Origin of the sequence: Bacillus sp. Y3 (assembly GCF_008123875.1) — a bacterium.
GTDB classification, from domain to species: domain Bacteria; phylum Bacillota; class Bacilli; order Bacillales; family Bacillaceae; genus Bacillus; species Bacillus altitudinis.
On sequence record NZ_VSSC01000001.1, the window covers coordinates 341,660 to 365,140 of the forward strand.

A 23,481-nucleotide genomic window follows, 5' to 3' on the forward strand; every position below is an offset into this window, starting at 1 on the left:
AACCAACACGATGGATGGTTATTTGAATTGAGGACAGTTATTCAAACATAGAAATTTTAGGGTCTTTATCGTAACAGTGAACAAGCATAGCGTGTACTTGCCCCCTATGATGATAAACATGTGCTAATATCTCTAACAACCATTCATACCTTGTATATGTCACACCCCAATAGGAAGTGGTACGAGACAGTAGTTCTGTGTCCGATAATTTCATATAATGATTTTTTAATGAATGAAAATTAGTCATTAAGCCTTTTTCTATCGACTTTACAGTTTTATATGATACATTAGCATAAAATGTTTCCATCTCTTCTTGGGTCGCCTCATTTGCGATACGCCAGTCAGCTTCACAAATGATCGCAATGTGTTCCAGCAACTCTCCGATAGACTGCTTATGAGGTGTTGGTCTTTTTCGTAAATCAGCTTCTTCTAATTGACTCACTATTTTTATTAATGTTTTAACAGCTACTTCAATTTGATGAAAAACACTTTCACAATTCATTAGTGCCTCCTTATGAATGAATTTTGCCCTTTTCGTTGAACAAGCTTTGAGAATATTGATGAACTGACTTTATACTCCAATAATAGATTAAGTTTACTTGATTGCCTATCATCAAGAAAATTTGTCTTTTTAACAATTTTAATCTGTGTTTTTCGATACAAGATGAACTCTCTAATAAATAGTGAAGTTCCTCTCAATTTACTCACACAATACCACTCATAAAAAAACAAAAAAACCCTTTATTTCAAAGGGTTTTCAAGTTCTTTCATAAATAATCCATCGGATACTCAAGACGCGCTCGGAGGGATTCGAACCCCCGGCAGACGTGGTACCGGAAACCACCGCTCTATCCAACTGAGCTACGAGCGCACGATATGTTTTTTGAACGTCAGCATATCAAATTATAAGGGAAATGCTGCAAGAAAGCAATGATTAATCGCTATCCCTGTCGATGCATTTTCTTCATTCCCATACATATACTCATATGATGGTTTGAAGTGGAAGAGTTTTGGGGAAAATGGATAGGGGTATTTGATTTTAGGTCAGCATTTTGTTTGACCTTTATTGACCAAAAATGTATCATTGAATTACATACTTACCTAAAAGGTGAAGGAGGAACATTATGAATTTAATACCTACAGTCATTGAGCAAACAAATCGTGGGGAAAGAGCTTACGACATTTATTCTCGTCTTTTAAAAGACCGTATTATCATGCTTGGTTCTGCGATCGATGACAATGTTGCCAACTCCATCGTATCACAGCTTCTCTTCTTAGAAGCCGAGGATCCAGAAAAAGATATCTCTATCTACATTAACAGCCCTGGCGGTTCGATCACAGCTGGTATGGCCATTTACGATACGATGCAATTTATTAAACCAAAGGTATCAACTATTTGTATTGGTATGGCTGCATCTATGGGTGCGTTCCTGCTTGCTGCTGGTGAAAAAGGTAAGCGTTATGCCCTTCCAAATAGTGAAGTGATGATTCACCAACCACTAGGTGGTGCGCAAGGTCAAGCAACAGAAATTGAAATTGCGGCAAAACGAATCCTTTCTTTACGCGATAAACTGAACCAAGTACTTGCTGAACGTACTGGTCAGCCAATTGAAGTCATTGAGCGCGATACAGATCGTGACAACTTTAAAACAGCGGAAGAAGCACTTCAATACGGACTCATTGACAAAGTCTTGACCCGTAATACAGAAGAACAAAAATAATCACAAAACAAACCGTCTGCTCTTTGAACAGACGGTTTTTTGTTATGCATCTATTTTAAGACAGCTCCGTCCATTTCTGTTGAAGAGTTGGTGTTTGATAGGAAGCCATCTGTGAAATCAATTCTTCCGGTTCTCCAGAGGCATGTAGCAATCGAAGGTGTGATTCATTCGAAAAACCTTCCTGTATACTAAACTTCACCATGTCTATGAGCGGATTGAAATAGTCATTCACTTGATACAATCCGATTGGCTTTTGATGGATGCCAATTTGCGCCCAACATAGCACCTCAAATAATTCTTCATATGTACCAAAACCACCTGGCATGGCAATAAACCCATCGGCCAGCTCGCTCATTTTCGCTTTTCGTTCATGCATCCCTTTGACTTCAATCAATTCGGTTAGCTCTTGATGCACAACCTCTCCTCTAAAAAGCCCTTTTGGCATGACTCCGATCACTTGCCCGCCGTTTTTCAATACCTCATCCGCTATAGCTCCCATTAAGCCAATTCGTGAGCCACCGTATACAAGGCGGATTCCTTGCTCTGCCATATAAGCCCCTAGCTCGACAGCTTTTTGTTTGTAGATGTCATTCACACCTGGATTCGAACCAGCAAACACACAAATCGTTTTCATCAAAACAGCTCCATCTCTCTCTATGATTTCTTCACCCACTCATTCTACTATAATTCATTGTAAAGAAACAGCCGCTTCATCTATATATAGTGTAAAATCAGAAGGTGAACACCATATAAGGAGCTGTGTAAAGAGAATGCAAACAACTGAAATGGAAAAATGGATCAAAGATTTCTACAAAATGAGAAATTGGACAGAATACGGGCCGTTTATCAGGTTAGGTTTCCTGATGGAAGAAACAGGTGAACTCGCTCGCGCAGTCAGGGCGGTCGAAATTGGACGCGATCGACCTGATGAGAAAACACAGGAGGACGCCGCGTTAAGAAAGGACCTTATTGAAGAAATGGGAGATGTCTTAGGAAATCTACTTGTTCTAGCTGATCTCTATGATGTAACAGTAGAAGAGGTCTTCTCTTCCCATCAACAGAAACTCACACAACGGTTTTCTAGTGAAAAAGAGCAGGTAAAAAGCCCGTGACCGACATGTCACGGGATTTGACAAAGGGCTAAAATGAACTTGATTTTAGCCCTTTGTCTTCTTTTCAGCGTGATAGAAAACCTTTGCAGTCTAGGAAGGACGAGTACCGGCGCGGAGCGAATTTGACATTTGTGAGCACCGGCACGCAGAACTGACAAAGAATGCGAGGGTTTGTCTATACGCTGAAGCACGTGACCGACATGTCACGTGCTTTTTTTAGCCTTTTATAGCTGCTGTGGTGAAATATCATCCGTTCGTTCAAAGAAATGCTGCTTTCCAATGTGATGGAAAAGACCGGTACGATGTAAAAGCTCTTTTGGCTGTGATTGAAGCCCTACAATCATCAATTTTCCATTGTGATGCTTTAATCGATTGGAAATGTTCATCAGAACCGCTTCTGCTGAGGTGTCCATATAATTCACTTTGTTCATAAGCAAAATGAGTGTTTTCGGCTTTGTCTGAACATGATCCAAAATCGAATTTTCCAATGAATCGGTTGTACCGAAAAAGAGTGGCCCTTCAATCGAATACATACTAATCCCTTTCTGATCGGTCTCCCTTTCTAAGGCAGCTGCGGTTTCGATTTGAGGAACAGCGACATTTGTGTGGATATTCGTTGTCTGACTCATTTTCTTGATAAAGGCGATAAACGCTAAAATGAGACCTGCAGTCACGCCAATAATCAAATCACCGATGACCGTCAGCAGGAAGGTCACGACAAGCACAAGGGAATCCGCATTTTTGACTTTGACAATATTGATAAACTCTTTTTTCTCACTCATATTCCACGCCACAAACATCAAAATCGGTGCCATGGCAGCAAGTGGAATCATCGATGCATATGGTGCAAATAACATTAAGATGAGCAAGACAACGACACCATGCACGACTCCTGAAATGGGGCTTGCTCCACCATTTTTAATGTTTGTTGCCGTACGAGCAATCGCTCCCGTCGCTGGGATCCCTCCGAAAAGCGGTGCCGCCATATTGGCAATTCCTTGCCCGACAAGCTCCTTGTTGCTGTCATGCTTTGAGCCTTTCATATTATCAGCAACCATAGCTGACAAGATGGACTCCACGCCGCCTAAAAGGGCAATGACAATAGCCGGAGGCAGCAGATAAATCATTTTTTCAATCGTCAATTCAGGAAAAGCGAAAGTTGGCAGCTGACGAGGGATTTCGCCATATGCAGAGCCGATGGTTTCAACTTGTCCTTGAAAAAAGAGAACAGCTATAAATGTTGAAACGAGTAGACCTAATAGAGCACCAGGTATTTTGGGAATGTATTTTTGTGCCGCCAAAATCACGATGAGCCCAACAATCGCTGTGAGAATGGCGAAACTGTTTGCGGTACCGAGATGGACCACGATTTCTCTCATATTGAGGAAAAAGCTTTCATGCTTTTCAACACCCTTTAATCCGAGGAAGTTGGCAATCTGTCCTGAAAAAATAATGACAGCAATGCCGGCAGTAAAGCCGATGATAACCGGACGAGGAATAAATTTCATGAGCTTCCCTAGTTTGAATATTCCGAATAATACAAGCATACAGCCTGCCATAAAACCAGCAATGAGTAAGTTTTCAATACCGTACTGACTGACGATCCCGAATAAAATTGGAACAAATGCCCCGGTCGGTCCGCCGATCTGATACTTTGAACCACCAAACAATGAAATCAAAATGCCGGCAACGATGACTGTGTATAATCCGTATTCTGGTCCGACACCAGATGCAATGGCAAAAGCCATGCCTAAAGGAATTGCCACAACGCCCACGACAAGCCCAGCGATTAAATCGCGTCTAAACTTTGATGAATCATAACCTTCAAATCTTCCATAAAAACGCATGGTATGTGTTGGCCTCCTTCAAGTATGTGTAGATGATTTAGGCATACTGTGGGTCGATCTGTTTATCTTTTATAACGACATCCAGCTTTCCTGTTGCCGGATGAATCACTAGTCCATGAACAGCTACATCACTTGGCATGAGCGGGTGCTCTTTGACTAATTTCACACTTTGGGATACGCTCTCTTCCACTGAATCAAAGCCTGTCAGCCAGCCCTTTAAATCGACACCTGCGCTTTTCACAATGCTCAAACACTTTTCCTCAATTCCCCGTGCTTTTGCCTTTTCAAGTAAAGGGTCTGCCGCAAGGCCTGCCATTCCGCATTCATGATGGCCGACAATGCATACTTCCTCTGCTTTCAGCTCATAAATGGCTAGTAAAATACTCCGCATGACACTGCCAAATGGATGTGTGACGATGGCTCCTGCATTTTTAATGATCTTCGCATCACCATTACGAAGCCCCATGGATTGCGGTAATAATTCCAACAGGCGTGTATCCATACAAGTTAATATAACCAATTTCTTCTCAGGAAATTTTCCCGCCTTGAAAGGCTCATACTGTCTCTCTTTCACAAAATATGCATTGTGCTGAAGAATCTGTTCTAATGTTGATCCCATCCTGTCATCTCCTATCTTTTTTAAGTGATTGTAACGCCTTACCTGGCCTCCTTTTCCCTTGTGTGTTCTCAAGCATAGAGAAGAAAAATGATAGAAAAAAAAGAAAAAAATGAGAAAACGATGAGAGAATATGTAAGCATTTTCTCTATTTTGCTCTTTGTTCCGCTTCAGCACAGGGGATATGCGGCTTTTGCTTACAAACGATAGCTCTCATTTCACCAAAAGACGATGAAAAGGTTTAGTAGAAAATGACCATCCCGTTTAATACACTGCAAATATAATAAATTTTCTATCAAAAAGTCTCGATCTATTTTCCAGTTTGTCAGATTATCTCTCGAAACATCTAGCATTTTTCTATGACTCATCTACTAATCACTCGTTTTTCTACATCGTAAAAAGACATCAGATGGCCATGTCATTTACTCTTTCACTATAAAAATCTCTTCTTTTCCGTTATTTCAGTATATTAAATATTGAGCAGCTCATATTCAAACGTGTACTGCCAAAGTGGTTGCTTTATAATAAAAAGAGAAAGATGACCATGTGAAAGGAGCGAGTTGATGATGAAACCACATATTTTTGTCGCCAAACCCTTACCTGCCTCTTTTGAAGACATGCTAAAGGAACATTGTACATATGAGGTATGGCAGTCAAAGGACCCGATCCCAAGAGATCTGTTATTTGAGAAGCTGCAGAAGGCTGATGGCCTTTTAACATCTGGTACGAAAATTGATCAAGATTTATTAGATCACGCACCCCAACTCAAGGTGGTGAGCAATAATTCAGTCGGCTATGACAATTTTGATCTAGAAGCCATGAGACAAAGAGGCGTGATTGGTACGCACACGCCTTATACACTCGATCATACCGTTGCTGATCTTGCCTTTTCGCTCATTCTCTCTTCTGCGAGGAGAATTGCCGAGCTTGATCGTTTTATCCGCAAGGGAAAATGGACAAAATTTGTTCAAGAGGAAGATATATTCGGCATTGATGTCCATCATCAAACGCTTGGGATCATTGGGATGGGACGAATCGGAGAGCAAGTAGCCAAACGAGCCGCTCATGGTTTTGATATGAACGTCCTCTATCACAACCGGAGCCGAAACGAGAAAGCCGAATCGGCATATGGCGCTGTATATTGTGCACTGGATGACTTGCTGAAGCAAGCTGATATCATTGTGTTAATCACACCGCTGACTGATGAGACGTACCATATGATAGGAGAGCGGGAATTGAAATTAATGAAGCCGACAGCTTTATTCGTGAACATCTCCCGCGGAAAAACCGTCGATGAGAAAAGCCTCATTCAAGCACTGCAGGAAGGGTGGATTAAAGGAGCTGGTCTGGATGTGTACGAGCAAGAACCGCTTCAGGAAGATCATCCTTTCAAGGAGATGGACAATGTCACGCTTGCCCCGCATATCGGTTCCGCTACTGAAACGACCAGAGACCTTATGCTGAAACGAGCCATTCATAATGTGATTCATGGAATTGACGGCAAAGCCCCTGTTGATATTGTGAAGGAGCTTGCCTCATCTTAATTGAAAAAAGGCGCAGGGAACTGCGTCTTTTTGTTTACGTCATCTAGAGACAGTAGGTCAAAAAGCCTCATTTTCACCAATCTCCTGATTCTTTACATTCTCTTCATCTGCCGGTGCTATAATATGAGATAGACAAGCATCAAGAGGACGGCATCCCATTTCCTTTTGAGGAGGATCAAGATGAAAAAAATAAGTTCGATTTTTACTCTGTTCGCTCTGATTGCTGCCATTCTGTTTTCTGGATTTATCCCGCAGCAAGCCCATGCAGAAACACCACTTACACCAACAGCCACAAATGAAACTGCTTCCGTACAGCTTGCACCAGACCTTCGTACCCTTGCCGTCATTAATACCTTTGATGGTGTAGCAGATTACTTAATCCGCTATAAACGACTACCTGATAATTACATCACCAAATCACAAGCGAGCGCCCTCGGATGGGTGGCATCAAAAGGAAATTTAGCTGAAGTCGCGCCGGGCAAAAGCATCGGTGGAGACGTATTCTCTAATCGGGAGGGACGCCTTCCATCCGCTAGTGGCCGTACATGGCGTGAAGCCGACATCAACTACGTATCCGGTTTCCGTAATGCTGACCGCCTTGTGTATTCAAGTGACTGGCTCATTTATAAAACAACCGATCACTATGCGACATTTACGAGGATTCGTTAATCATTATAAAAAGACAGCCCTAAGTCAAAAGGGCTGTCTTTTTTCATATTGTTTACGGAAGCAGTTTTTGTACGTACTCCTCAAACGGTTGTGAGAGTGGTTTCTTCGATACTTCGTCCTGTTCATGTATCGTGACATGATCTTCTGTCACGATCACACGACCTGTTGGTGTCAGTTTGGATGCAAGCGGCCTTTTGTTAAAAGGAGAGGCTTCATTTTCATAAATCTCATGCCTCAATTGCACAAGTGTATCTTCACCGACTTCTTTTAATGTGAAAGCATAACCTGTTTCAGCACCCGCTCCCCTATCCAATTGGAGTAGATGGGTTCCTTTTTCTGTTTCTTCTGCGTTCACGCGAAAACGAAGGGACGGTGCTTCCACCCATTCACCTGTAAAAGGGACGGGCTGAAGGGGTAAATTCACACCAAATCCTGCATCAATGAGGTAGCGCTCATGGTGATGTTGAAGGACGATGGCTACATGCGTCCCATCCAGTGCCCACTTCTCCGCTTCTTTGTTATATACGGTCCCTTGAACGAGCTGTACAGCGAGACCTGCCTCTTTTAAGACATAATATAAGAGCGGATTGAGGTCATAGCAAAGCCCACCTCTGCTGCCTTCCAGAAGATGAAGCTTCAAACCTTCTTGATCCAAAGCATAGGCGTGTTTACCCACCACAGATCTATTTTCAAAAGGAAAGGTATAAGCCATCTTCCTTAGTAAATCCGGTAATTGATCAAACGTAATGGACGCAGCTTCGTATCCAATTTTCTGTAAAAAGGCTGATTGAATCACAACTTTCCCTCCTAAAAAAACTGAGCCCTTGAAAGAGACTCAGTTTTCTTGATTGATAAAATCCGTTAACGCATCGATGGCTTCTTGTTCATCTGCTCCATCAGCTATTAGTTTGACGGTGACCCCAGAGCTAATCGCAAGACTCATCAGTCCCATAATACTCTTCGCATTGACCTTTTTCCCATCTTTCTCTAGAAAAATATCAGCACCAAAACGATTGGCTTCTTGAACGAACAAAGCAGCCGGACGTGCCTGCAAACCCGTTTTCAGCTGAATTGTGACCGTTTTTTCCACCATATGATCTGCCTCCCTTTTTTATTTCCCTATTTGAGTGTAACAGCTTGTCCGTTTCTTAATTGTTCTGCAATTTGATCTAGCTTTCTTAAACGGTGATTAATGCCTGATTTGCTGATCTTGCCGCTTTCCACCATTTCGCCAAGTTCCTTTAGTGTGACTTCTTGGTAGTCAATACGCAGTTGCGCAATTTCACGCAGCTTATCTGGCAGGGCGTCTAGTCCAATCTTTTCGTCAATGAATTGAATATTTTCAACCTGGCGCAGTGAGGCACCGATCGTTTTATTCAAGTTTGCTGTTTCACAATTGACGAGCCGGTTCACTGAATTCCTCATATCTCGGACGATACGCACGTCTTCAAAACGAAGCAATGAGTTATGAGCACCCACAACACTTAAGAATTCCGTAATTTTCTCCGCTTCCTTCATGTATGTGATAAAGCCTTTTTTGCGTTCAAGTGTTTTACTGTTAAGATGAAATTGATTCATGAGCTCACAAAGGGCATCATTATGTTCTTTGTATAGTGAAAAAATCTCAAGGTGATACGAAGAGGTTTCTGGATTATTCACAGAACCTCCTGCTAAAAAAGCACCTCTCATATAGGAACGCTTGCAGCATCTTTTCTTCACAAGTTCTTCTGAAATGTTGCGTTCAAATACAAATTGTTCACCTAATATCTTTAGGTCCTCTAAAATGGTTTTCGCTCGTTCTACCAGTCTGACAATATACACATTATTCTTTTTTAATCTCATTTTTTTACGAACGAGCAGCTCGACAGTCACATCGTATTTCTTTTTCAAAAGGGTATAAATACGTCTTGCAATGGCTGCGTTCTCTGTCTGTATATCTAAAATCAATTTTCGATTAGAAAAAGATAATGAACCGTTCATACGGATGAGGGCAGAAAGCTCTGCTTTTGTGCAGCAGTCCTTCACTTCCAGATTAGTCAGCTCTTTTTTTGTTTCGGATGCAAATGACATCCTTGCCACCCCCATTCCTATTTTTTCTGATGCAGCAAATCGACAAGCAGCGCAGCTACTTTCAGCGTATCATGACGAATCACATGTTGGTCATATGTAATGATTTCCCCAGGGATGACTTCTAGTCCCATGGCTTTGAGTACATCTGTGTCGAATTGTACAGGCTGCGCCTGTTCTTCTGCATATTTTGCTTTGATTTCTTCTGGAATTTCTTTATTGTTCACAAAAATCGTATCGATAAATGGTCGGTCCATATGATCGTTTAGTGCCTGCACATGATCAGCTGCACTGTAGGAAAGCGTTTCCCCCGGCTGTGTCATGACATTGCAAACATAGACTTTTTTCGCCTTAGAACGAATCACTTCTTCGCCAATATGCGGTACAAGCAAGTTTGGCAAGATACTTGTATACAAGCTGCCAGGTCCAAGGACGATCAAGTCGGCTTCACGAATGACTTGAATCGATTCTGGGAGCGGCTCAATCGTATCGGGTGTGAGAAACACTCGTTTAATTCGCTCACCATAGGTTGGGATTTTTGATTCTCCTGTTACCACTTGCCCATTTTCTAATTCAGCATGAAGAACAACACTTGAATTCGCTGCTGGCAATACTTTTCCTCTCACATTTAAGACCTTGCTCATTTCTGTGACGGCATGAAAAAAATCACCGGTTATATTCGTCATAGCCGCAAGAATGAGATTGCCAAGAGAGTGGCCTGTTAAGTCATTCCCTTTATTAAAACGGTGCTGAAATAAATCTTCTACAAGCGGTTCGACATCAGAGAGTGCCGCAAGTACATTTCGAATATCGCCTGGAGGCGGAATATTCAAATCATGTCGCAGTCTCCCTGAGCTTCCTCCGTCATCAGCAACCGTTACAATAGCGGTAATATCCACTGGCTTTGTTTTTAGCCCTCTGAGCAAAACAGATAAGCCAGTGCCCCCGCCAAGAATGACCACCTTTGGAAGTGTCGTCATCTATTTTCTGCTTCTCTTTTCAATGTCCCGGTGAGTGACATGAGTATAGTAGTCATTTTTAAAATACTCCGATAAGTAGTTCGCTAGCGTCACTGATCGGTGCTGTCCGCCTGTACAGCCAATGGCAATAACAAGTTGGCTTTTTCCTTCTCGTTTATAGGACGGTAGCATAAAGCTGAGAAGGTCGATTAATTTCTCTGTGAACTTTTGCGTTTCACTCCACTTCATGACATAGGAGCGTACTTCTTCATCATTTCCAGTCTGTGGACGCATGCTCTCAATATAGTAAGGATTCGGCAGAAATCTCACATCAAATACAAGATCAGCATCAATTGGCAAGCCGTACTTAAAGCCAAATGACATCACATTCACTGTAAACACTTGCCCCTGATTCGTAGCAAAGTGTGTGACAATCTTTTCTCGAAGCTGTTTCGGTTTCAAATCCGATGTATCAAAAATCATTTGAGCTCGGCCTTTTAACTCTTCTAACAGATCGCGTTCCATCGCGATTCCTTCGAGCGGCAAACCTGTTGTCGCAAGAGGATGCGAACGTCTCGTTTCTTTGTATCTTGAGACAAGTACCTTATCGTTTGCATCTAAGAATAATATTCTTGGTGTGATCCAACCAAGATCACTCATTTCATCTAAGGCTGCAATTAAGCTATCAAAGAATTCGCGTCCGCGCAAATCCATCACAAGGGCCACCTTGCTCATCTTTGAATTGGATTCCTTCATGAGCTCTAGAAACTTCGGTAAAAGTGATGGCGGTAAGTTATCCACACAAAAGTAACCTAAGTCTTCAAAGCTTTGGATGGCAACGGTTTTCCCCGCACCTGACATCCCTGTAATAATCACAAGCTGAATATCATCTTGTTTGTGCGTATTCATGCCTGCTCCCTCTCCTTCTTTATGAAAACGGTTCATTTATTAGTCTCCTTGAGGATCTAATCGATAAGCAATCAGCTCAAAATCTGGTGTATACGTAAAAGTGCCGTGGAGAAGTCCTTTCCCTTTCAACATGAAGTCAAGAATATGGGAATCTCCTGGAGCCATCGGCAAGCTGGGCACATCTTTTACATCATGCCATTTTAAAATGCCTTCCTCCGACTCTGATACGTTTTTTCCTGTAAAGGAATCTGCCATAAAGGTGAACATCATCCACTCTTGAACGATTTGATCGCCTTCTTTTATGATAAAGGTAAACACGCCTTTTAGCTGAGGATTTAAAATATAAATGCCTGTTTCTTCTCTAAATTCTCGAACGACTGAATCCTTGACCGATTCTCCGCTCTCCATTTTGCCGCCAGGTGCTACCCACCAGCCTCGTCTTGGCTTTTGCAGCAAGAGAACTTGATCTTCGTGATGCAGCACACAATTGGTTACTCGTTGCATCAGCTGTCACCTACTCTTTTATGTCTTTTTCTTATTATACAGGTTCATCATGACTCCCACAATGAACATGCCCGTTCTTCACTGAAAACAGACAGGTTTTCGTATGAATATGGCGACGGGCACTTTCTCTATTCTTTATTTTACAACATGTAACGGTTCTCCATGCGTCATTTGTGAACATCTCGTGAATTTCTGATTTTAAGCAAAAAAAAGGACACGGATTCACATCCGTGCCAAACATGTATTCCTTATAAAAGGGGGTCAATTACTAGTTTCATCATAACGGATAATTATTTCACCCATGTTACATTCCAGTTAAAAGCCCGTGACGCAATATTAAGGATTTACGACATCTGTTTATTTCATTGCTTTTAGCTTTTCAGCAAGCTCTTCTACATAATGCTGTGCACTCTGTGCTGCAATACTTCCATCACCTGTTGCTGTGACGATTTGACGAAGTGTTTTCTCACGAATGTCTCCAGCTGCGAAGATTCCTTCAACTTTTGTTTCCATTCTTTCGTTCGTCTCAATGTAGCCCTCTGCATTTGTAATCCCTAGATTTTCAAATGGTTTAGACAGCGGCAGCATACCGATGTAGATAAAGACGCCATCTGTTTTGAAGTCTTCTTCCTCACCTGTCACGGTATCAATTAATGTCACACTGCCGACTTTCCCGTTCTCTTCATTGATTTCTTTAACGGTTTTGTTCCACATAAAGTCGATTTTTTCATTATCAAATGCACGTGCTTGTAAGATGCTTTGGGCACGAAGTTTGTCGCGTCTATGGACAATTGTGACTTTAGACGCAAAGCGAGTGAGGTAAACACCCTCTTCTACTGCTGAGTCTCCTCCGCCAATCACGACAAGCTCTTTGTTTTTAAAGAAGGCACCGTCACATACAGCGCAGTATGATACGCCGCGGCCGCCAAGTTCTTTTTCGCCTGGTGCACCGATTTTTTTGTATTCAGCACCTGCCGCAATAATGACAGAGCGTCCTTTGTATTCTTTTGAACCAGCTTTGACGGTTTTGTACTCTTCACCATCTACAATTTCTTTAATATCGCCATACGCATACTCGGCACCGAATTTCTTTGCATGCTCAAACATTTTATTTGAAAGTTCCGGCCCTAAGATGCTTTCAAAGCCCGGATAGTTCTCGACATCTTCCGTATTCGCCATTTGGCCGCCTGGAATTCCTCTTTCAATCATCAGTGTTGAAAGATTTCCCCGTGATGTATAAACAGCGGCTGTCATTCCGGCAGGACCCGCTCCAATGATGATCGTATCGTAGATTTTTTCTTCTGACACAACTGTCACTCCCTCTTCAATTGCTGCTAGCATTTCTTATTAGAATGCCCTTGGGTGATGCTTCCATTCATGACAGAGAGCATCATTTCCACTCTTAGCTTTTATTCCTTACCCATATCCTATTAAATCTGCGGATAATAAGCGAATCATTTGCTCATATCTTCAAAAAAAGAAAAAGCTTCCTTAAACTGCTGTTTAAGGAAGCCTGTTTACGGTTATATAGTAAGTAATGATTTATTCAACGACTCTTCTTACAACGCCATTGAATGCTTTTTTCCAGTAAACGTTGCTCATAGAGTCAACTGAAACACCACGAGAGCTATTATCGTTCAAGAATGTACCGTTTCCTAAGTAAATACCAACGTGGCCATTTACTTTGTACGTATCAAAGAACACAAGGTCTCCACGTTTCATGTCAGATGCACTTACAGCTCTTCCTTTACCTACAAGCGTATCTGTTGTTGTACCGCCAACTGGTCCAAGGTTGATGCCTGCTGATGCAAATGCCCAGCGAACGAATGAAGAACAGTCAAAACGACGTGCGTCAATATCGGCTTGTGATCTGCCGCCGCCCCATTTATATGGAGATTGTCCTACAATGGTAGAACCTGTGCTGATCGCACCTTCGATTCCGCCTACGTTATTGCTGACAGGTGATCCACCGCCAGAAGATGGCTTCTTGCTCGGTGAACTGCTGCTATTGTTATTTGAAGATCCACTGTTATTTGAAGAAGAACCGCTGTCGTTATTAGAGCTGTTGTCTTCAGCTTGAACACTAGCTTGACGTTGCTGTTGTCTTTGTGCTTTTTCTTCTTTTGCTTGTTGAGCAGCTTCTCTTGCTTCTTTTTCAGCTTGTTTTTGAGCAGCGATTGTTGCGTCTTTTTCAGATGCAATGCTGTTTGCCTCAGTGTTTAACTCGCTGATTTGAGAAGAAGCACTTCCTTTTTGCTTTTTCACTTGCTTGAATAGCTTGTCTTTCTCATCAAGCTGTTTATTTAAGTCAGTTTGAAGTGTTTCAAGCTTTGAAAGCGTCTTTTGAACATCTTCAAGCTTTGTGTTTAATTCGTTTTCAGACTTTTGTAATTCCGCTTTGTCTCTTTCTTGTTCTTTAATGATTTCGCTGTCTGCGTTGATTAATGTAGATACAGCACCTGCACGACTGATGAAATCGCTAAAGCTTTTTGCTCCTAGTAATACATCTATGTATTTCGTAGAACCACCGCTTTCTTGAAGCGCACGTACACGCTTTTTCAAGAATTCGTTTCTTTCTTCGATACGTTTTTCTGTATCAGCAATTTCTTTTTTCAGTGCCTTGATTTCTTTTTTTGTTTTTTCGTTTTCTTTTTGTTTTTCTTCGATTTGATCACTTGTTTTTAAAGCTTTTTCGTCAATTTCTTTTAGCTTTAGCGCAAGTGCCTCTTGTTTTGCCTCAAGCTTTGAAAGCTCTTCTTTTTTCTTTTGAAGATTCTTGTTTACCTCTGACTGCTTGCTGTCTAGTTCTTGTTTCTTTTGTTCAAAGTTCTGTGCATTTGCTTCATGAGTAAATGGAATAAATAAACCGCTCGCTCCAATCACCGAAGCTAAACCGAAAGTAATAAACTTTTTCACGTATAGTTCCTCCTTTGACAATTTCCCAAGCGACATGAGAAAGCAGCAAATTCTCTGCGACCAATCTGTGCTTCCTGTGTCTTTCTTCCTGATGATTCAGTCAGATGTTGACCAGATTGTTTCTATCACTAGGTGTTGCATTATGTATAGTAAAATATTTAAATATATGTCTTTGTTTTAATCCACGAGTTTCATTATACATGACACATCGACAAAATGAGCTAATATTTTTATTACATTTATGTTTCAAATAGATGTCGAGATTGTCATACTTCGCCAAATCCTAGCAAATCCCACCTTTTTAACCAAGAAAAAAGCATGACCTTTTCGGCCATGCTACTGTTATCTGATTCTATTTACCTATTCAAACCATGAACGCACAAATAACATTCTCATATTTTGACAGCGTTTGAACGCTGATCTGAAAAGAAGCTGCGATCTCTTTTTTGCTGACAGCTGATTCTTCTTGTTCATTCATCCATAGATAATAAGAAGCTGCTGCCCATGCAATGGCATTTTTCTTCTCTACGCCTGAAGCGCGTGCTTGCTGAATAATATGGAATAACCAAAAATATGGCATGTGGCTATCAGGCTGCACCGCTTCTTCCAAAGCAGATGCCGCCTGTTTTGCGAAGACCGCATCTTCTGAAAACGACCGTTCTTCCATTTGGTCTTCAAATAAAAGTAACTCAATAAACTGCTGTTCAAAGGTCGTTTTCGCAGCACGGGAATCAAGAACAGATTGCAAGACGTCACGTTCACCTTTTTGTTTGCTGACATAGTAGGCAGTGAGTCGTTCCTCAATTGAAACCATTGGCTCAGACTCCTCTGGTTTGTCTTGCCACGGCTTGATTTCATCTGCATCAATATCTTCTTCCACCATCTTATCCCAAACGGTTTGCGCCAGCGTTTTGTGGCCCGTATAATAGGCTGCACTTGCCAGCCAGTATAAAAACGTACTATCACCTTGGAAACCTGTTTTATACAAAGAATAAAGCCATTTAAATGCCCATTCAAATTCTCCAACAAGGGCAAATGTTGCGCCAAGCTTATAACGCTGTTCACTTAATATTGGATACACGTGCGTTAATTGCTTCGCTAACAGATTGACCTTTTCTTCTTCTTTTTCATAATGATAGAAAACAAGCTGATTACAAAGGGCATGCAGATTACCGGGATTTTCATGAAGGACCCGGTTCAACATTTCTTTTGCCTGATCGATTTGGCCAGAATAAAAATAGGCCAAAGCGAGATTATTATACGCTGACCAAAACTCTGGATACTCAACAATCATCTGTTCCAGCATCTCGATTGCTTCATCCAGCCTGCCGCTTTCTAGCAAATGGTTGGCTTGATCCTGCTTTACAATCAGATCATCCTGATCATAAGGAAAATCTTCATCAACATCGTCACTCATATCAAGCAGATCGAGGAGATCGTCATTTTCATCTGCAAATTCCCCGTCTTCTTCCAGCGCAGCATAAGCAGTGGCGCATCTATATGCCTCTTGAAACAAACCGAGATTCGCATAATTATTGGCTTTAAAGTAGTGACACTCTGACATGTTCTCATCCAAGTGTTCAAGGATAAAATCAAGCAGTTCATTAGATTGTTGGTAATGACCCATTTCAGTATAAATAATGGCAAGCTGCGACAGCATTTCTACATTTTCAGGCTCAAGTACGATGGCCCGCTGTATCAACTTACTTGCCCTAGACAGATTTCTTTCTCTATATGCTTTTAGACCTTTATGAAAAAAGTAATGCCCATCTTGGAATAGCTGGACGACTTGTGTGTGATTATTTTGAGAAGTGTATTTACTCACCGATACCCTCCATTTCGAACAGTGTACCGTGTGTAGTATAACATACTTCATGAGTCGTCACATAGAACAAAAGGAAAGGAAGGATTTGTTTTTCATTTAAAAGCAAAAAGCTGGGGGTACCCCCAGCTTTTCATTCCCCTTGATGGCGCTTTTTCAATACCTTTAATACATCATCAAGAGGCAGCTGCTGTTCACGTAATAACACAAGAAGGTGATACAGGAGATCTGCTGTTTCCCATTTCAATTCTTCTTGATCACGGTTCTTCGCCGCAATGATAACTTCAGAAGCTTCTTCCCCTACCTTTTTCAGGATTTTGTCGACTCCTTTTTCAAAAAGATAGGTTGTATAAGCTCCTTCTGGCATTTCCGTCTGCCGCTTTGCAATGACCTGTTCCAGTTCATTTAAAATGGCAAAGCGGTCTTGTTCTCCCCTTTGCTGTTTCACGCCCTCTTCTGAAAAACAGCTATAGCTGCCTGTATGGCAGGCTGGGCCGCTTGGTGTCACTAGAACAAGCAGGGCATCTTGATCACAGTCATAGCGAATAGATGTAACACGCTGGGTGTGTCCAGATGTGGCTCCTTTGTGCCAAAGCTCATTTCTCGATCTGCTAAAAAACCATGTTTCCCCTGTCTCTAATGTTTTTTCATAGGATTCCTGATTCATATACGCCAAAGTAAGAACTTCCTTGCTTTGAGCATCCTGTACAATGGCAGGAATGAGACCTGCATCATTAAAGGTTAATTCGTTTGCCTGTTTCATCTTACCTTCACCCCGTGTTCTCTCAAATATGTCTTCACCTCTTGAATGGAGGTTTCTTTATAATGGAAAATAGAGGCTGCGAGTGCGGCATCAGCTTCACCTTTTGTAAAAGCCTCCAGCATATGCTGCGCATTGCCAGCACCTCCTGAAGCAATAACTGGCACTGTGACTGCTTCTGATACAAGCTTCGTCAAACGATGCTCAAAGCCCGTTTTCTCACCATCGGCATCCATGCTAGTCAGCAAGATCTCGCCTGCTCCTCTTCGCACGGCTTCTTTCGCCCAGTCACTCACTTCTAAATCTGTTTGACGGCGTCCTCCGTGCGTATAGACCATGTATGCTTGTTTCTCTTCATCGTATTTCGCGTCAATCGCAACAACGATGCACTGTGAACCAAAAAAGTCGGCTCCTTCTGTTATTAGCTCCGGTCTTAAGACAGCCGCTGTGTTCACAGACACCTTGTCTGCCCCCGCTCTTAATATACGCTTCATGTCATCAAGGTGGTTAATCCCGCCACCCACCGTGAACGGGATAGCGAGAGTGGATGCCACTTGTTTGACCACATCCACCATCGTTTTTCGGCCTTCATGAGAGGCAGATATATCAAGAAAGACGAGTTCATCCGCACCTTCCTCGTCATAGATCTGCGCTAATTCGACCGGATCACCAGCATCCTTCAACCCTAGAAATTGGATACCTTTGACCACACGCCCTTCCTTTACATCAAGACATGGAATGATTCGTTTTGTCATCATATGCTGTCAAGCCCTTCAAACGCTTCAGCTAAAGTAAATTGCTTTGTGTACAGCGCCTTGCCAATGATGGCACCAGACACGCCTGTCTGCTTTTGTGCTGACAGCTTTTGCAGATCACTCACTGCACTGACACCACCTGAGGCAATGACTTGTTTGCCAGTTGCTTCTGCTAATCGAACCGTACTTTCCACATTTGGACCAGACAGCATGCCATCCATTTGAATATCCGTGAAAATGAAGACCTCTGCGCCTTCCTTTGCCAGTTCCTGACCAAGTTCCTCCGCCTTCACTTCCGACGTTTCAAGCCAGCCTTCAGTCGATACAAAACCGTTTCGTGCATCAATGCCAATGGCGATTTTCTCCCCATATTGCGCCAGCATTTTTTTCACAAAAACCGGGTTTGACACCGCTGAACTGCCAAGAATGACTCTTGATACGCCATTGTTTAAATAAAATGCAACATCTTCTTCTGTCCGAATGCCGCCGCCAATTTGGACATTCACATCTAATGAGGAAGCAATCGATAGCACATGCTCGTGATTCACGCGTTTTCCTGCTTTTGCGCCATCTAAATCAACGAGATGTATCCATTTCGCTCCTTCATTTGCAAACCGTCTCGCCATGTCTAACGGTGAATCTCCATAAATGGTTTCTTGGTCATAGTCTCCTTGCACAAGTCGTACACATTTGCCATTTCTCATATCAATTGCTGGATATAATGTAAAATCACTCATTTGCTCACCCTCTGTTCGTTTGCTAATTGAATAAACTGTTTCAACAGTGCCATTCCTGTTGTACTGCTTTTTTCAGGGTGAAACTGCGTTCCAAACACATTCCCCTTCCCAACAACGGCAGGTACTTGAACACCATAGGGCGCACTTGCCAATAGGTCTTCTGGATTCATGCCGCTCACATAATACGAGTGAACAAAGTATGCAAATCCTTCCGGCACACCGTCAAATAATGGTGACGGCTGGTGAAATGTGAGCTCGTTCCAGCCCATATGAGGCACCTTCAGCCTTTGTCCATCCTGATCACGATCCTTCAAAAGAACGACACGTCCTTTTAAAAGGCCTAGCCCTTTTGTTTTTCCTGCTTCTTCACTTTCTTCAAACAACAACTGCATGCCAAGGCAAATGCCAAATAGCAGCTTTCCTTCCTGCACGACTTGGTGGATAAATCCCTCAAGTCCTGTCTGTTTTAACAACTGCATCGCATCACGAAACGAACCGACCCCAGGCAGAATATAAGCATCTGCCTTTTTGAGCTCCTCTGCTTCAGAAGACACGATATAAGACGCTCCTGCTCGTTCCAGTGCTTTTGATACGCTAAACAAATTTCCCATTCCATAGTCAATGACGCCAATCATTAGAGCATCCCCTTTGTCGACGGAATCCCTTTCACACGCGGATCAATGGTTGTTGCTTCATCTAAGGCGCGTGCCATCGCTTTAAAAATGGCTTCAATCATATGGTGGGTATTAGTTCCATAGTGAACGATCACATGCAGATTGATTCGTGCTTCAAGGGCAAATTTCCAAAGAAACTCATGAACCAGCTCCGTATCAAAGGTGCCAACCTTCTGACTCGGGAAATCCGCTCTCATTTCCAAATGAGGACGATTGCTTAAATCCACGACGACTTGAGCGAGTGTTTCATCCATTGGAACAAAACTAGAGCCGTAGCGCTTAATTCCTTTCTTATCCCCGAGCGCTTCTTTCAACATTTGCCCAAGCACAATGCCAATATCTTCTGTTGTGTGGTGATCATCGACATCTGTGTCTCCTTTTGCATCTACAGTTAAGTTAAAGTGTCCGTGCTTCGTGAATAAGTCGAGCATGTGCGTCATAAAAGGGACATCTGTCTGAATATCCGCTTTTCCTTCACCATCAATCTCTAGCGCTAACGAAATGTTCGTTTCATTTGTCTGTCTCGCTGTTTCCGCCTGTCTCATTTTGATTCCTCCCGCTTTCTCGCTTCAATCGATCTTGCATGTGCTTCAAGCCCTTCTAATCTTGCAAAAGCCGCAATGCTTTCCCTATGTGTTTCGAAGGCTTCTTTGCTATATGAAATGATGCTCGTTTTCTTTTGGAAATCCGTGACACCAAGCGGACTGGAGAATCTTGCCGTCCCGTTTGTTGGTAGCACATGGTTCGGTCCTGCGAAGTAATCCCCTACCGGCTCTGGGCTGTAACGCCCTAAAAAAATTGCTCCAGCATGCTTGATTTGACCAAGTAGTGATGCTGGATACGCCGTCAGCACTTCTAAATGCTCTGGGGCTAACTGGTTCACGATATCAACTGCACGATCCAAAGATTCTGTCACGTAAATATAACCATGGTCTTGAATAGATTGTGCTGCGATTGATTTCCTTGGCAAATTATCAAGCTGCGCTTGCACCTCTGCTTGCACTGCTTCAGCCAATCCTTTAGATGGTGTCACCAAAATACTAGATGCCAATGCATCATGCTCTGCCTGTGAAAGCAAATCAGCTGCCACCTCATGTGCAGTTGCCGTTTCATCTGCTAAAACAGCAATTTCACTTGGGCCCGCAATCATATCAATGTCTACTTGACCAAATACTTCCCGTTTGGCAAGTGCTACATAAATGTTTCCTGGACCGGTGATTTTATCAACAGGCTGGATACTGTCCGTTCCATATGCAAGAGCGGCTATCGCCTGAGCACCACCCATTTTGTACATTTCTGAAATGCCCAGCTCCTTCGCTGCTACTAGTACAGCGTCAGACAGACGACCGTCTTTTCCTGGCGGTGTCACAAGGACAATTCGCTCAACGCCGGCAACAAGTGCCGGGATCACATTCATTAAAACAGATGATGGATAGGCGGCCGTTCCGCCTGGGACATATACACCGACCGCATCGAGCGGTGTTACTTTCTGACCTAGCATTGAGCCGTCCTTTTGGTGATAAAACCAAGAGGAGGTTAGCTGACGCTCGTGGTATGTTCGAATATTCCGGATCGCCGTTTGGATGATTTGGATCATCTCCGGGTCCAAACGTTCGTAGGATTTTGTCTTTTCACCCTCCGTCACAAGTGGCTGTTCAATAGAGACACCGTCAAATTGCTTCGTGAAAGACCGTACCGCTTCGTCACCATTTTTTCTCACTTCTTCGATAATCCGCTGAACAGCCAGTCGCTGCTCTTCCGTTCCTGTATCTAGAGAACGCTTGAGTGAGAGGGTGTCTGTCTCACCTTCTTGTATGTAGGTGATGTTCATGATGTTTCCTCCCCTTCTCCTTCGATGATTCTTGCCAGACGCTGCGCCATTTCATCGATTACCGCATCCTTCATTCGATAGCTCACAGGATTGACAATAAAACGTGACGTAATGTCACAAATATGTTCCGTTTCGACAAGCCCATTTTCCTTAAGTGTTTGACCGGTGGAGACAATGTCAACAATTCGATCGGCAAGTCCGATGAGCGGTGCTAATTCAATGGAACCATTTAGCTTAATGATCTCCACCTGCTCACCTTGTTCTCTAAAATAAGAAGAAGCGACATTTGGGTACTTTGTAGCCACACGCGGTGCGACACCGCCCCAGCTGGCTCCCGGCAAGCCCGCTACAGCTAAATGACATTTGCTAATGTTTAAATCGAGCACTTCGTACACATCCCGTGCTTCTTCAAGCATGACGTCTTTGCCTGCAATGCCCACATCCGCTACACCGTGCTCTACATATGTCGTCACATCCATTGGCTTCGCTAAAATAAAGCGGAGATTTTCTTCCGGTACATCAATGATTAGTTTTCTTGAATCTTCGAATTCCTCCGGCAGCTGATATCCAGCCTGTCTTAATAGCCCTGCTGCTTCTTCAAATATCCGCCCCTTTGGCATTGCCATTGTCAACACTTTACCCATTTTGCTCTTCCTTTCTAGCGCCGATAAAATAAGTCACTTGTTCAAATGCCTTGGTCATGGCATCGATATTTTCAATACCTGCTAAGTCTTGGAGAACAATCCTTTTGCCTTTTTTCCGCTCTTTTTCTGCAAAATCAAATGCTTCAAGCCGTTGTTCTTTACTAAAAATCACAGCCTCTTGGGGCTCATTTATTTCTTTTGCGTCGAGTGCCTCAAGAAGACGGTCTAATCGAAGTCCGAAGCCTGTAGCGGGTGCGGGTGCATCAAAGTGAGCAAGCAATTGATCATACCTTCCTCCACTTCCGATCACAGACCCAACATGATCTGCAAATACTTCAAACAAAATTCCCGTATAGTAGCTCATATGACTGACCATGCTTAAATCCAAACGGATATATTCTGTACAGCCGTAATCTTCAAGTGTCTCCCACAGCGCCTTTAACTCCGCCAGCACTTCTTTGCCCTCTTGTGAGACCACAATTTCTTCAGCCTGCTGGGTCACTTCTTGACCGCCGCGCAGCTCTAAAAGCTGGAGCAGCCTTGTTTTATCGATGGAAGAGAGCGGCAATTGTTTGACATGCTGCCTGTATCCCACATAATTCTTTTCATATAAAAATCGGCGCAATACGTTTGCCCGCTCCGTATTCCCTAGTACATCTAAAAACAAGGTCTCAGCTAAAGCCACATGCCCGATCGCAATTTTGAAGGATTGAAGTCCAGCATTTTTTAATGCAAACACAACAAGCGCTATGACTTCAGCATCTGCACTAATCGAACCATCACCGATCAATTCAATACCGACCTGCTCAAATTCAGAAGGTCTTCCGCCTTCTCTTTCCTGTGCCCGAAACACGTTAGCTGCATAACCGACTCGAAGCGGATACGCCTGTTCGTGAAGCTTTGAAGCCGCCACTCTCGCAATTGGTCCCGTCATATCAGGTCTAAGCACAAGGGTTTGACCATTTTGATCAAGAAGCTTAAACAGCTGCGTATCTGTAATCGCCGATTGAACACCGACTGTATCGTAAAATTCAAGCGTTGGCGTTTCCATTAAACGATAACCCCAACCATTCATGACCTCTGTTAAAGAATGCCTGACTCTTTTCTTCGTCTCATACAATCCTGGTAATGAATCTCGCATACCATATGGTTTTTCAAACATGAACATGTTCTTCCGCACCTCCAACACATTAAAACAAAAAATTCAGAATCCTTTAGTTCGCTAATATGATAATATGCTAACAAAATAAAGTGATTAAATCAATCATTTTTATTTTCCCCTTTTTTTCCTTAATCATTTGTTCATATATTACATTAAAATGACACCTAATCCTTTTTGATCTCTTTGCTTTAGGAACATGCTATAATACTTAAAAATATTGAATAACACAGGA

At 42.6% G+C, this 23,481-nt stretch carries 24 protein-coding genes, 1 tRNA gene and 1 pseudogene; 4 read left to right on the forward strand and 22 right to left on the reverse strand.

Annotation, left to right across the window (positions count from 1 at the left end):
• Positions 1 to 37: 37 nt before the first annotated feature.
• Together FXF70_RS01790 and FXF70_RS01795 are read right to left on the reverse strand one after the other, a co-directional pair.
• Complete coding sequence (locus FXF70_RS01790) at positions 38 to 502, reverse strand: DinB family protein (RefSeq protein WP_148779740.1); 465 nt, start codon at positions 500 to 502, stop codon at positions 38 to 40.
• A gap of 293 nt (positions 503 to 795) precedes the next feature.
• Positions 796 to 871 (reverse strand) — tRNA-Arg (locus tag FXF70_RS01795).
• A gap of 253 nt (positions 872 to 1,124) precedes the next feature.
• On the opposite strand from FXF70_RS01795, the gene clpP reads away from it, so the two are divergent.
• Positions 1,125 to 1,721 (forward strand): ATP-dependent Clp endopeptidase proteolytic subunit ClpP, encoded by a 597-nt coding sequence (gene clpP, locus FXF70_RS01800; RefSeq protein WP_007500118.1) that lies wholly within the window; start codon positions 1,125 to 1,127, stop codon positions 1,719 to 1,721.
• Positions 1,722 to 1,776: 55 nt separating this feature from the next.
• Here clpP and FXF70_RS01805 read toward each other — a convergent pair whose 3' ends face one another.
• Positions 1,777 to 2,355, reverse strand: a complete 579-nt coding sequence (locus tag FXF70_RS01805) for an LOG family protein (RefSeq protein WP_148779741.1) — start codon at positions 2,353 to 2,355, stop codon at positions 1,777 to 1,779.
• Between the two features lie 136 nt (positions 2,356 to 2,491).
• Between FXF70_RS01805 and FXF70_RS01810 the strand changes: the two genes are divergently transcribed.
• Positions 2,492 to 2,833, forward strand: coding sequence for a MazG nucleotide pyrophosphohydrolase domain-containing protein (locus tag FXF70_RS01810; RefSeq protein ID WP_008347798.1), 342 nt, complete (start codon positions 2,492 to 2,494; stop codon positions 2,831 to 2,833).
• A 224-nt stretch (positions 2,834 to 3,057) separates the two neighbouring features.
• Here the strand turns inward: FXF70_RS01810 and FXF70_RS01815 are convergent, their stop codons facing one another.
• Both FXF70_RS01815 and FXF70_RS01820 read right to left on the reverse strand, forming a co-directional pair.
• On the reverse strand, positions 3,058 to 4,680 hold the full coding sequence (locus FXF70_RS01815; protein WP_035389606.1) for a SulP family inorganic anion transporter: 1,623 nt from the start codon (positions 4,678 to 4,680) through the stop codon (positions 3,058 to 3,060).
• Positions 4,681 to 4,717: 37 nt separating this feature from the next.
• On the reverse strand, positions 4,718 to 5,299 hold the full coding sequence (locus tag FXF70_RS01820) for a beta-class carbonic anhydrase (protein WP_148779742.1): 582 nt from the start codon (positions 5,297 to 5,299) through the stop codon (positions 4,718 to 4,720).
• A gap of 563 nt (positions 5,300 to 5,862) precedes the next feature.
• On the opposite strand from FXF70_RS01820, the gene FXF70_RS01825 reads away from it, so the two are divergent.
• Positions 5,863 to 6,840, forward strand: a complete 978-nt coding sequence (locus FXF70_RS01825; protein WP_035390199.1) for a 2-hydroxyacid dehydrogenase — start codon at positions 5,863 to 5,865, stop codon at positions 6,838 to 6,840.
• Positions 6,841 to 7,182: 342 nt separating this feature from the next.
• Positions 7,183 to 7,509, forward strand: a pseudogene (locus tag FXF70_RS01830) (ribonuclease); the annotation flags it as partial.
• Positions 7,510 to 7,561: 52 nt separating this feature from the next.
• Here the strand turns inward: FXF70_RS01830 and FXF70_RS01835 are convergent.
• The 17 genes from FXF70_RS01835 to FXF70_RS01915 all read right to left on the reverse strand — a co-directional run bounded on the left by FXF70_RS01835 (position 7,562) and on the right by FXF70_RS01915 (position 23,255).
• The gene (locus FXF70_RS01835; RefSeq protein WP_148779743.1) at positions 7,562 to 8,305 is read right to left on the reverse strand and encodes an arylamine N-acetyltransferase family protein; all 744 of its coding nucleotides are present in this window, start codon (positions 8,303 to 8,305) and stop codon (positions 7,562 to 7,564) included.
• A gap of 39 nt (positions 8,306 to 8,344) precedes the next feature.
• Positions 8,345 to 8,602, reverse strand: a complete 258-nt coding sequence (locus tag FXF70_RS01840; protein ID WP_008348124.1) for an HPr family phosphocarrier protein — start codon at positions 8,600 to 8,602, stop codon at positions 8,345 to 8,347.
• Between the two features lie 26 nt (positions 8,603 to 8,628).
• On the reverse strand, positions 8,629 to 9,579 hold the full coding sequence (gene whiA / locus FXF70_RS01845; RefSeq protein WP_008348125.1) for a DNA-binding protein WhiA: 951 nt from the start codon (positions 9,577 to 9,579) through the stop codon (positions 8,629 to 8,631).
• Positions 9,580 to 9,596: 17 nt separating this feature from the next.
• Positions 9,597 to 10,556, reverse strand: coding sequence for a gluconeogenesis factor YvcK family protein (locus tag FXF70_RS01850; RefSeq protein WP_017368108.1), 960 nt, complete (start codon positions 10,554 to 10,556; stop codon positions 9,597 to 9,599).
• Positions 10,557 to 11,444 carry an RNase adapter RapZ gene (gene rapZ / locus FXF70_RS01855; protein ID WP_025208027.1) on the reverse strand — a complete coding sequence of 296 codons (888 nt, stop codon included), beginning with the start codon at positions 11,442 to 11,444 and terminating at the stop codon, positions 10,557 to 10,559. It lies immediately after the preceding gene.
• Between the two features lie 39 nt (positions 11,445 to 11,483).
• A complete protein-coding gene (locus FXF70_RS01860) occupies positions 11,484 to 11,948 on the reverse strand; it encodes an 8-oxo-dGTP diphosphatase (protein WP_008348133.1) in 465 nt (154 codons plus the stop codon).
• A 357-nt stretch (positions 11,949 to 12,305) separates the two neighbouring features.
• Positions 12,306 to 13,256 carry a thioredoxin-disulfide reductase gene (gene trxB / locus FXF70_RS01865; protein ID WP_029575420.1) on the reverse strand — a complete coding sequence of 317 codons (951 nt, stop codon included), beginning with the start codon at positions 13,254 to 13,256 and terminating at the stop codon, positions 12,306 to 12,308.
• Between the two features lie 234 nt (positions 13,257 to 13,490).
• On the reverse strand, positions 13,491 to 14,864 hold the full coding sequence (locus tag FXF70_RS01870; protein WP_148779744.1) for a C40 family peptidase: 1,374 nt from the start codon (positions 14,862 to 14,864) through the stop codon (positions 13,491 to 13,493).
• Positions 14,865 to 15,228: 364 nt separating this feature from the next.
• Positions 15,229 to 16,689, reverse strand: a complete 1,461-nt coding sequence (locus FXF70_RS01875; protein WP_148779745.1) for a tetratricopeptide repeat protein — start codon at positions 16,687 to 16,689, stop codon at positions 15,229 to 15,231.
• Positions 16,690 to 16,819: 130 nt separating this feature from the next.
• Positions 16,820 to 17,449: a bifunctional phosphoribosyl-AMP cyclohydrolase/phosphoribosyl-ATP diphosphatase HisIE gene (gene hisIE, locus FXF70_RS01880; protein WP_076821147.1), complete on the reverse strand. Its 630-nt coding sequence runs from the start codon at positions 17,447 to 17,449 to the stop codon at positions 16,820 to 16,822.
• Entirely contained in the window at positions 17,446 to 18,204 is a 759-nt protein-coding gene (gene hisF, locus FXF70_RS01885; RefSeq protein WP_008348145.1) for an imidazole glycerol phosphate synthase subunit HisF, read from the reverse strand. The genes hisIE and hisF overlap by 4 nt, the downstream gene beginning before the upstream one ends.
• Positions 18,201 to 18,938 carry a 1-(5-phosphoribosyl)-5-[(5-phosphoribosylamino)methylideneamino]imidazole-4-carboxamide isomerase gene (hisA, locus tag FXF70_RS01890; RefSeq protein WP_017357903.1) on the reverse strand — a complete coding sequence of 246 codons (738 nt, stop codon included), beginning with the start codon at positions 18,936 to 18,938 and terminating at the stop codon, positions 18,201 to 18,203. The genes hisF and hisA overlap by 4 nt, the downstream gene beginning before the upstream one ends.
• On the reverse strand, positions 18,935 to 19,573 hold the full coding sequence (hisH, locus tag FXF70_RS01895; RefSeq protein ID WP_148779746.1) for an imidazole glycerol phosphate synthase subunit HisH: 639 nt from the start codon (positions 19,571 to 19,573) through the stop codon (positions 18,935 to 18,937). Before hisH ends, hisA begins: the two co-directional genes overlap by 4 nt.
• The gene (gene hisB / locus FXF70_RS01900) at positions 19,573 to 20,157 is read right to left on the reverse strand and encodes an imidazoleglycerol-phosphate dehydratase HisB (RefSeq protein WP_017357901.1); all 585 of its coding nucleotides are present in this window, start codon (positions 20,155 to 20,157) and stop codon (positions 19,573 to 19,575) included. The genes hisH and hisB overlap by 1 nt, the downstream gene beginning before the upstream one ends.
• Positions 20,154 to 21,443, reverse strand: coding sequence for a histidinol dehydrogenase (gene hisD, locus FXF70_RS01905; protein WP_148779747.1), 1,290 nt, complete (start codon positions 21,441 to 21,443; stop codon positions 20,154 to 20,156). Before hisD ends, hisB begins: the two co-directional genes overlap by 4 nt.
• Positions 21,440 to 22,087, reverse strand: a complete 648-nt coding sequence (hisG, locus tag FXF70_RS01910) for an ATP phosphoribosyltransferase (RefSeq protein WP_007500071.1) — start codon at positions 22,085 to 22,087, stop codon at positions 21,440 to 21,442. The genes hisD and hisG overlap by 4 nt, the downstream gene beginning before the upstream one ends.
• The gene (locus tag FXF70_RS01915; RefSeq protein WP_079919148.1) at positions 22,080 to 23,255 is read right to left on the reverse strand and encodes an ATP phosphoribosyltransferase regulatory subunit; all 1,176 of its coding nucleotides are present in this window, start codon (positions 23,253 to 23,255) and stop codon (positions 22,080 to 22,082) included. Before FXF70_RS01915 ends, hisG begins: the two co-directional genes overlap by 8 nt.
• Positions 23,256 to 23,481: the final 226 nt, after the last annotated feature.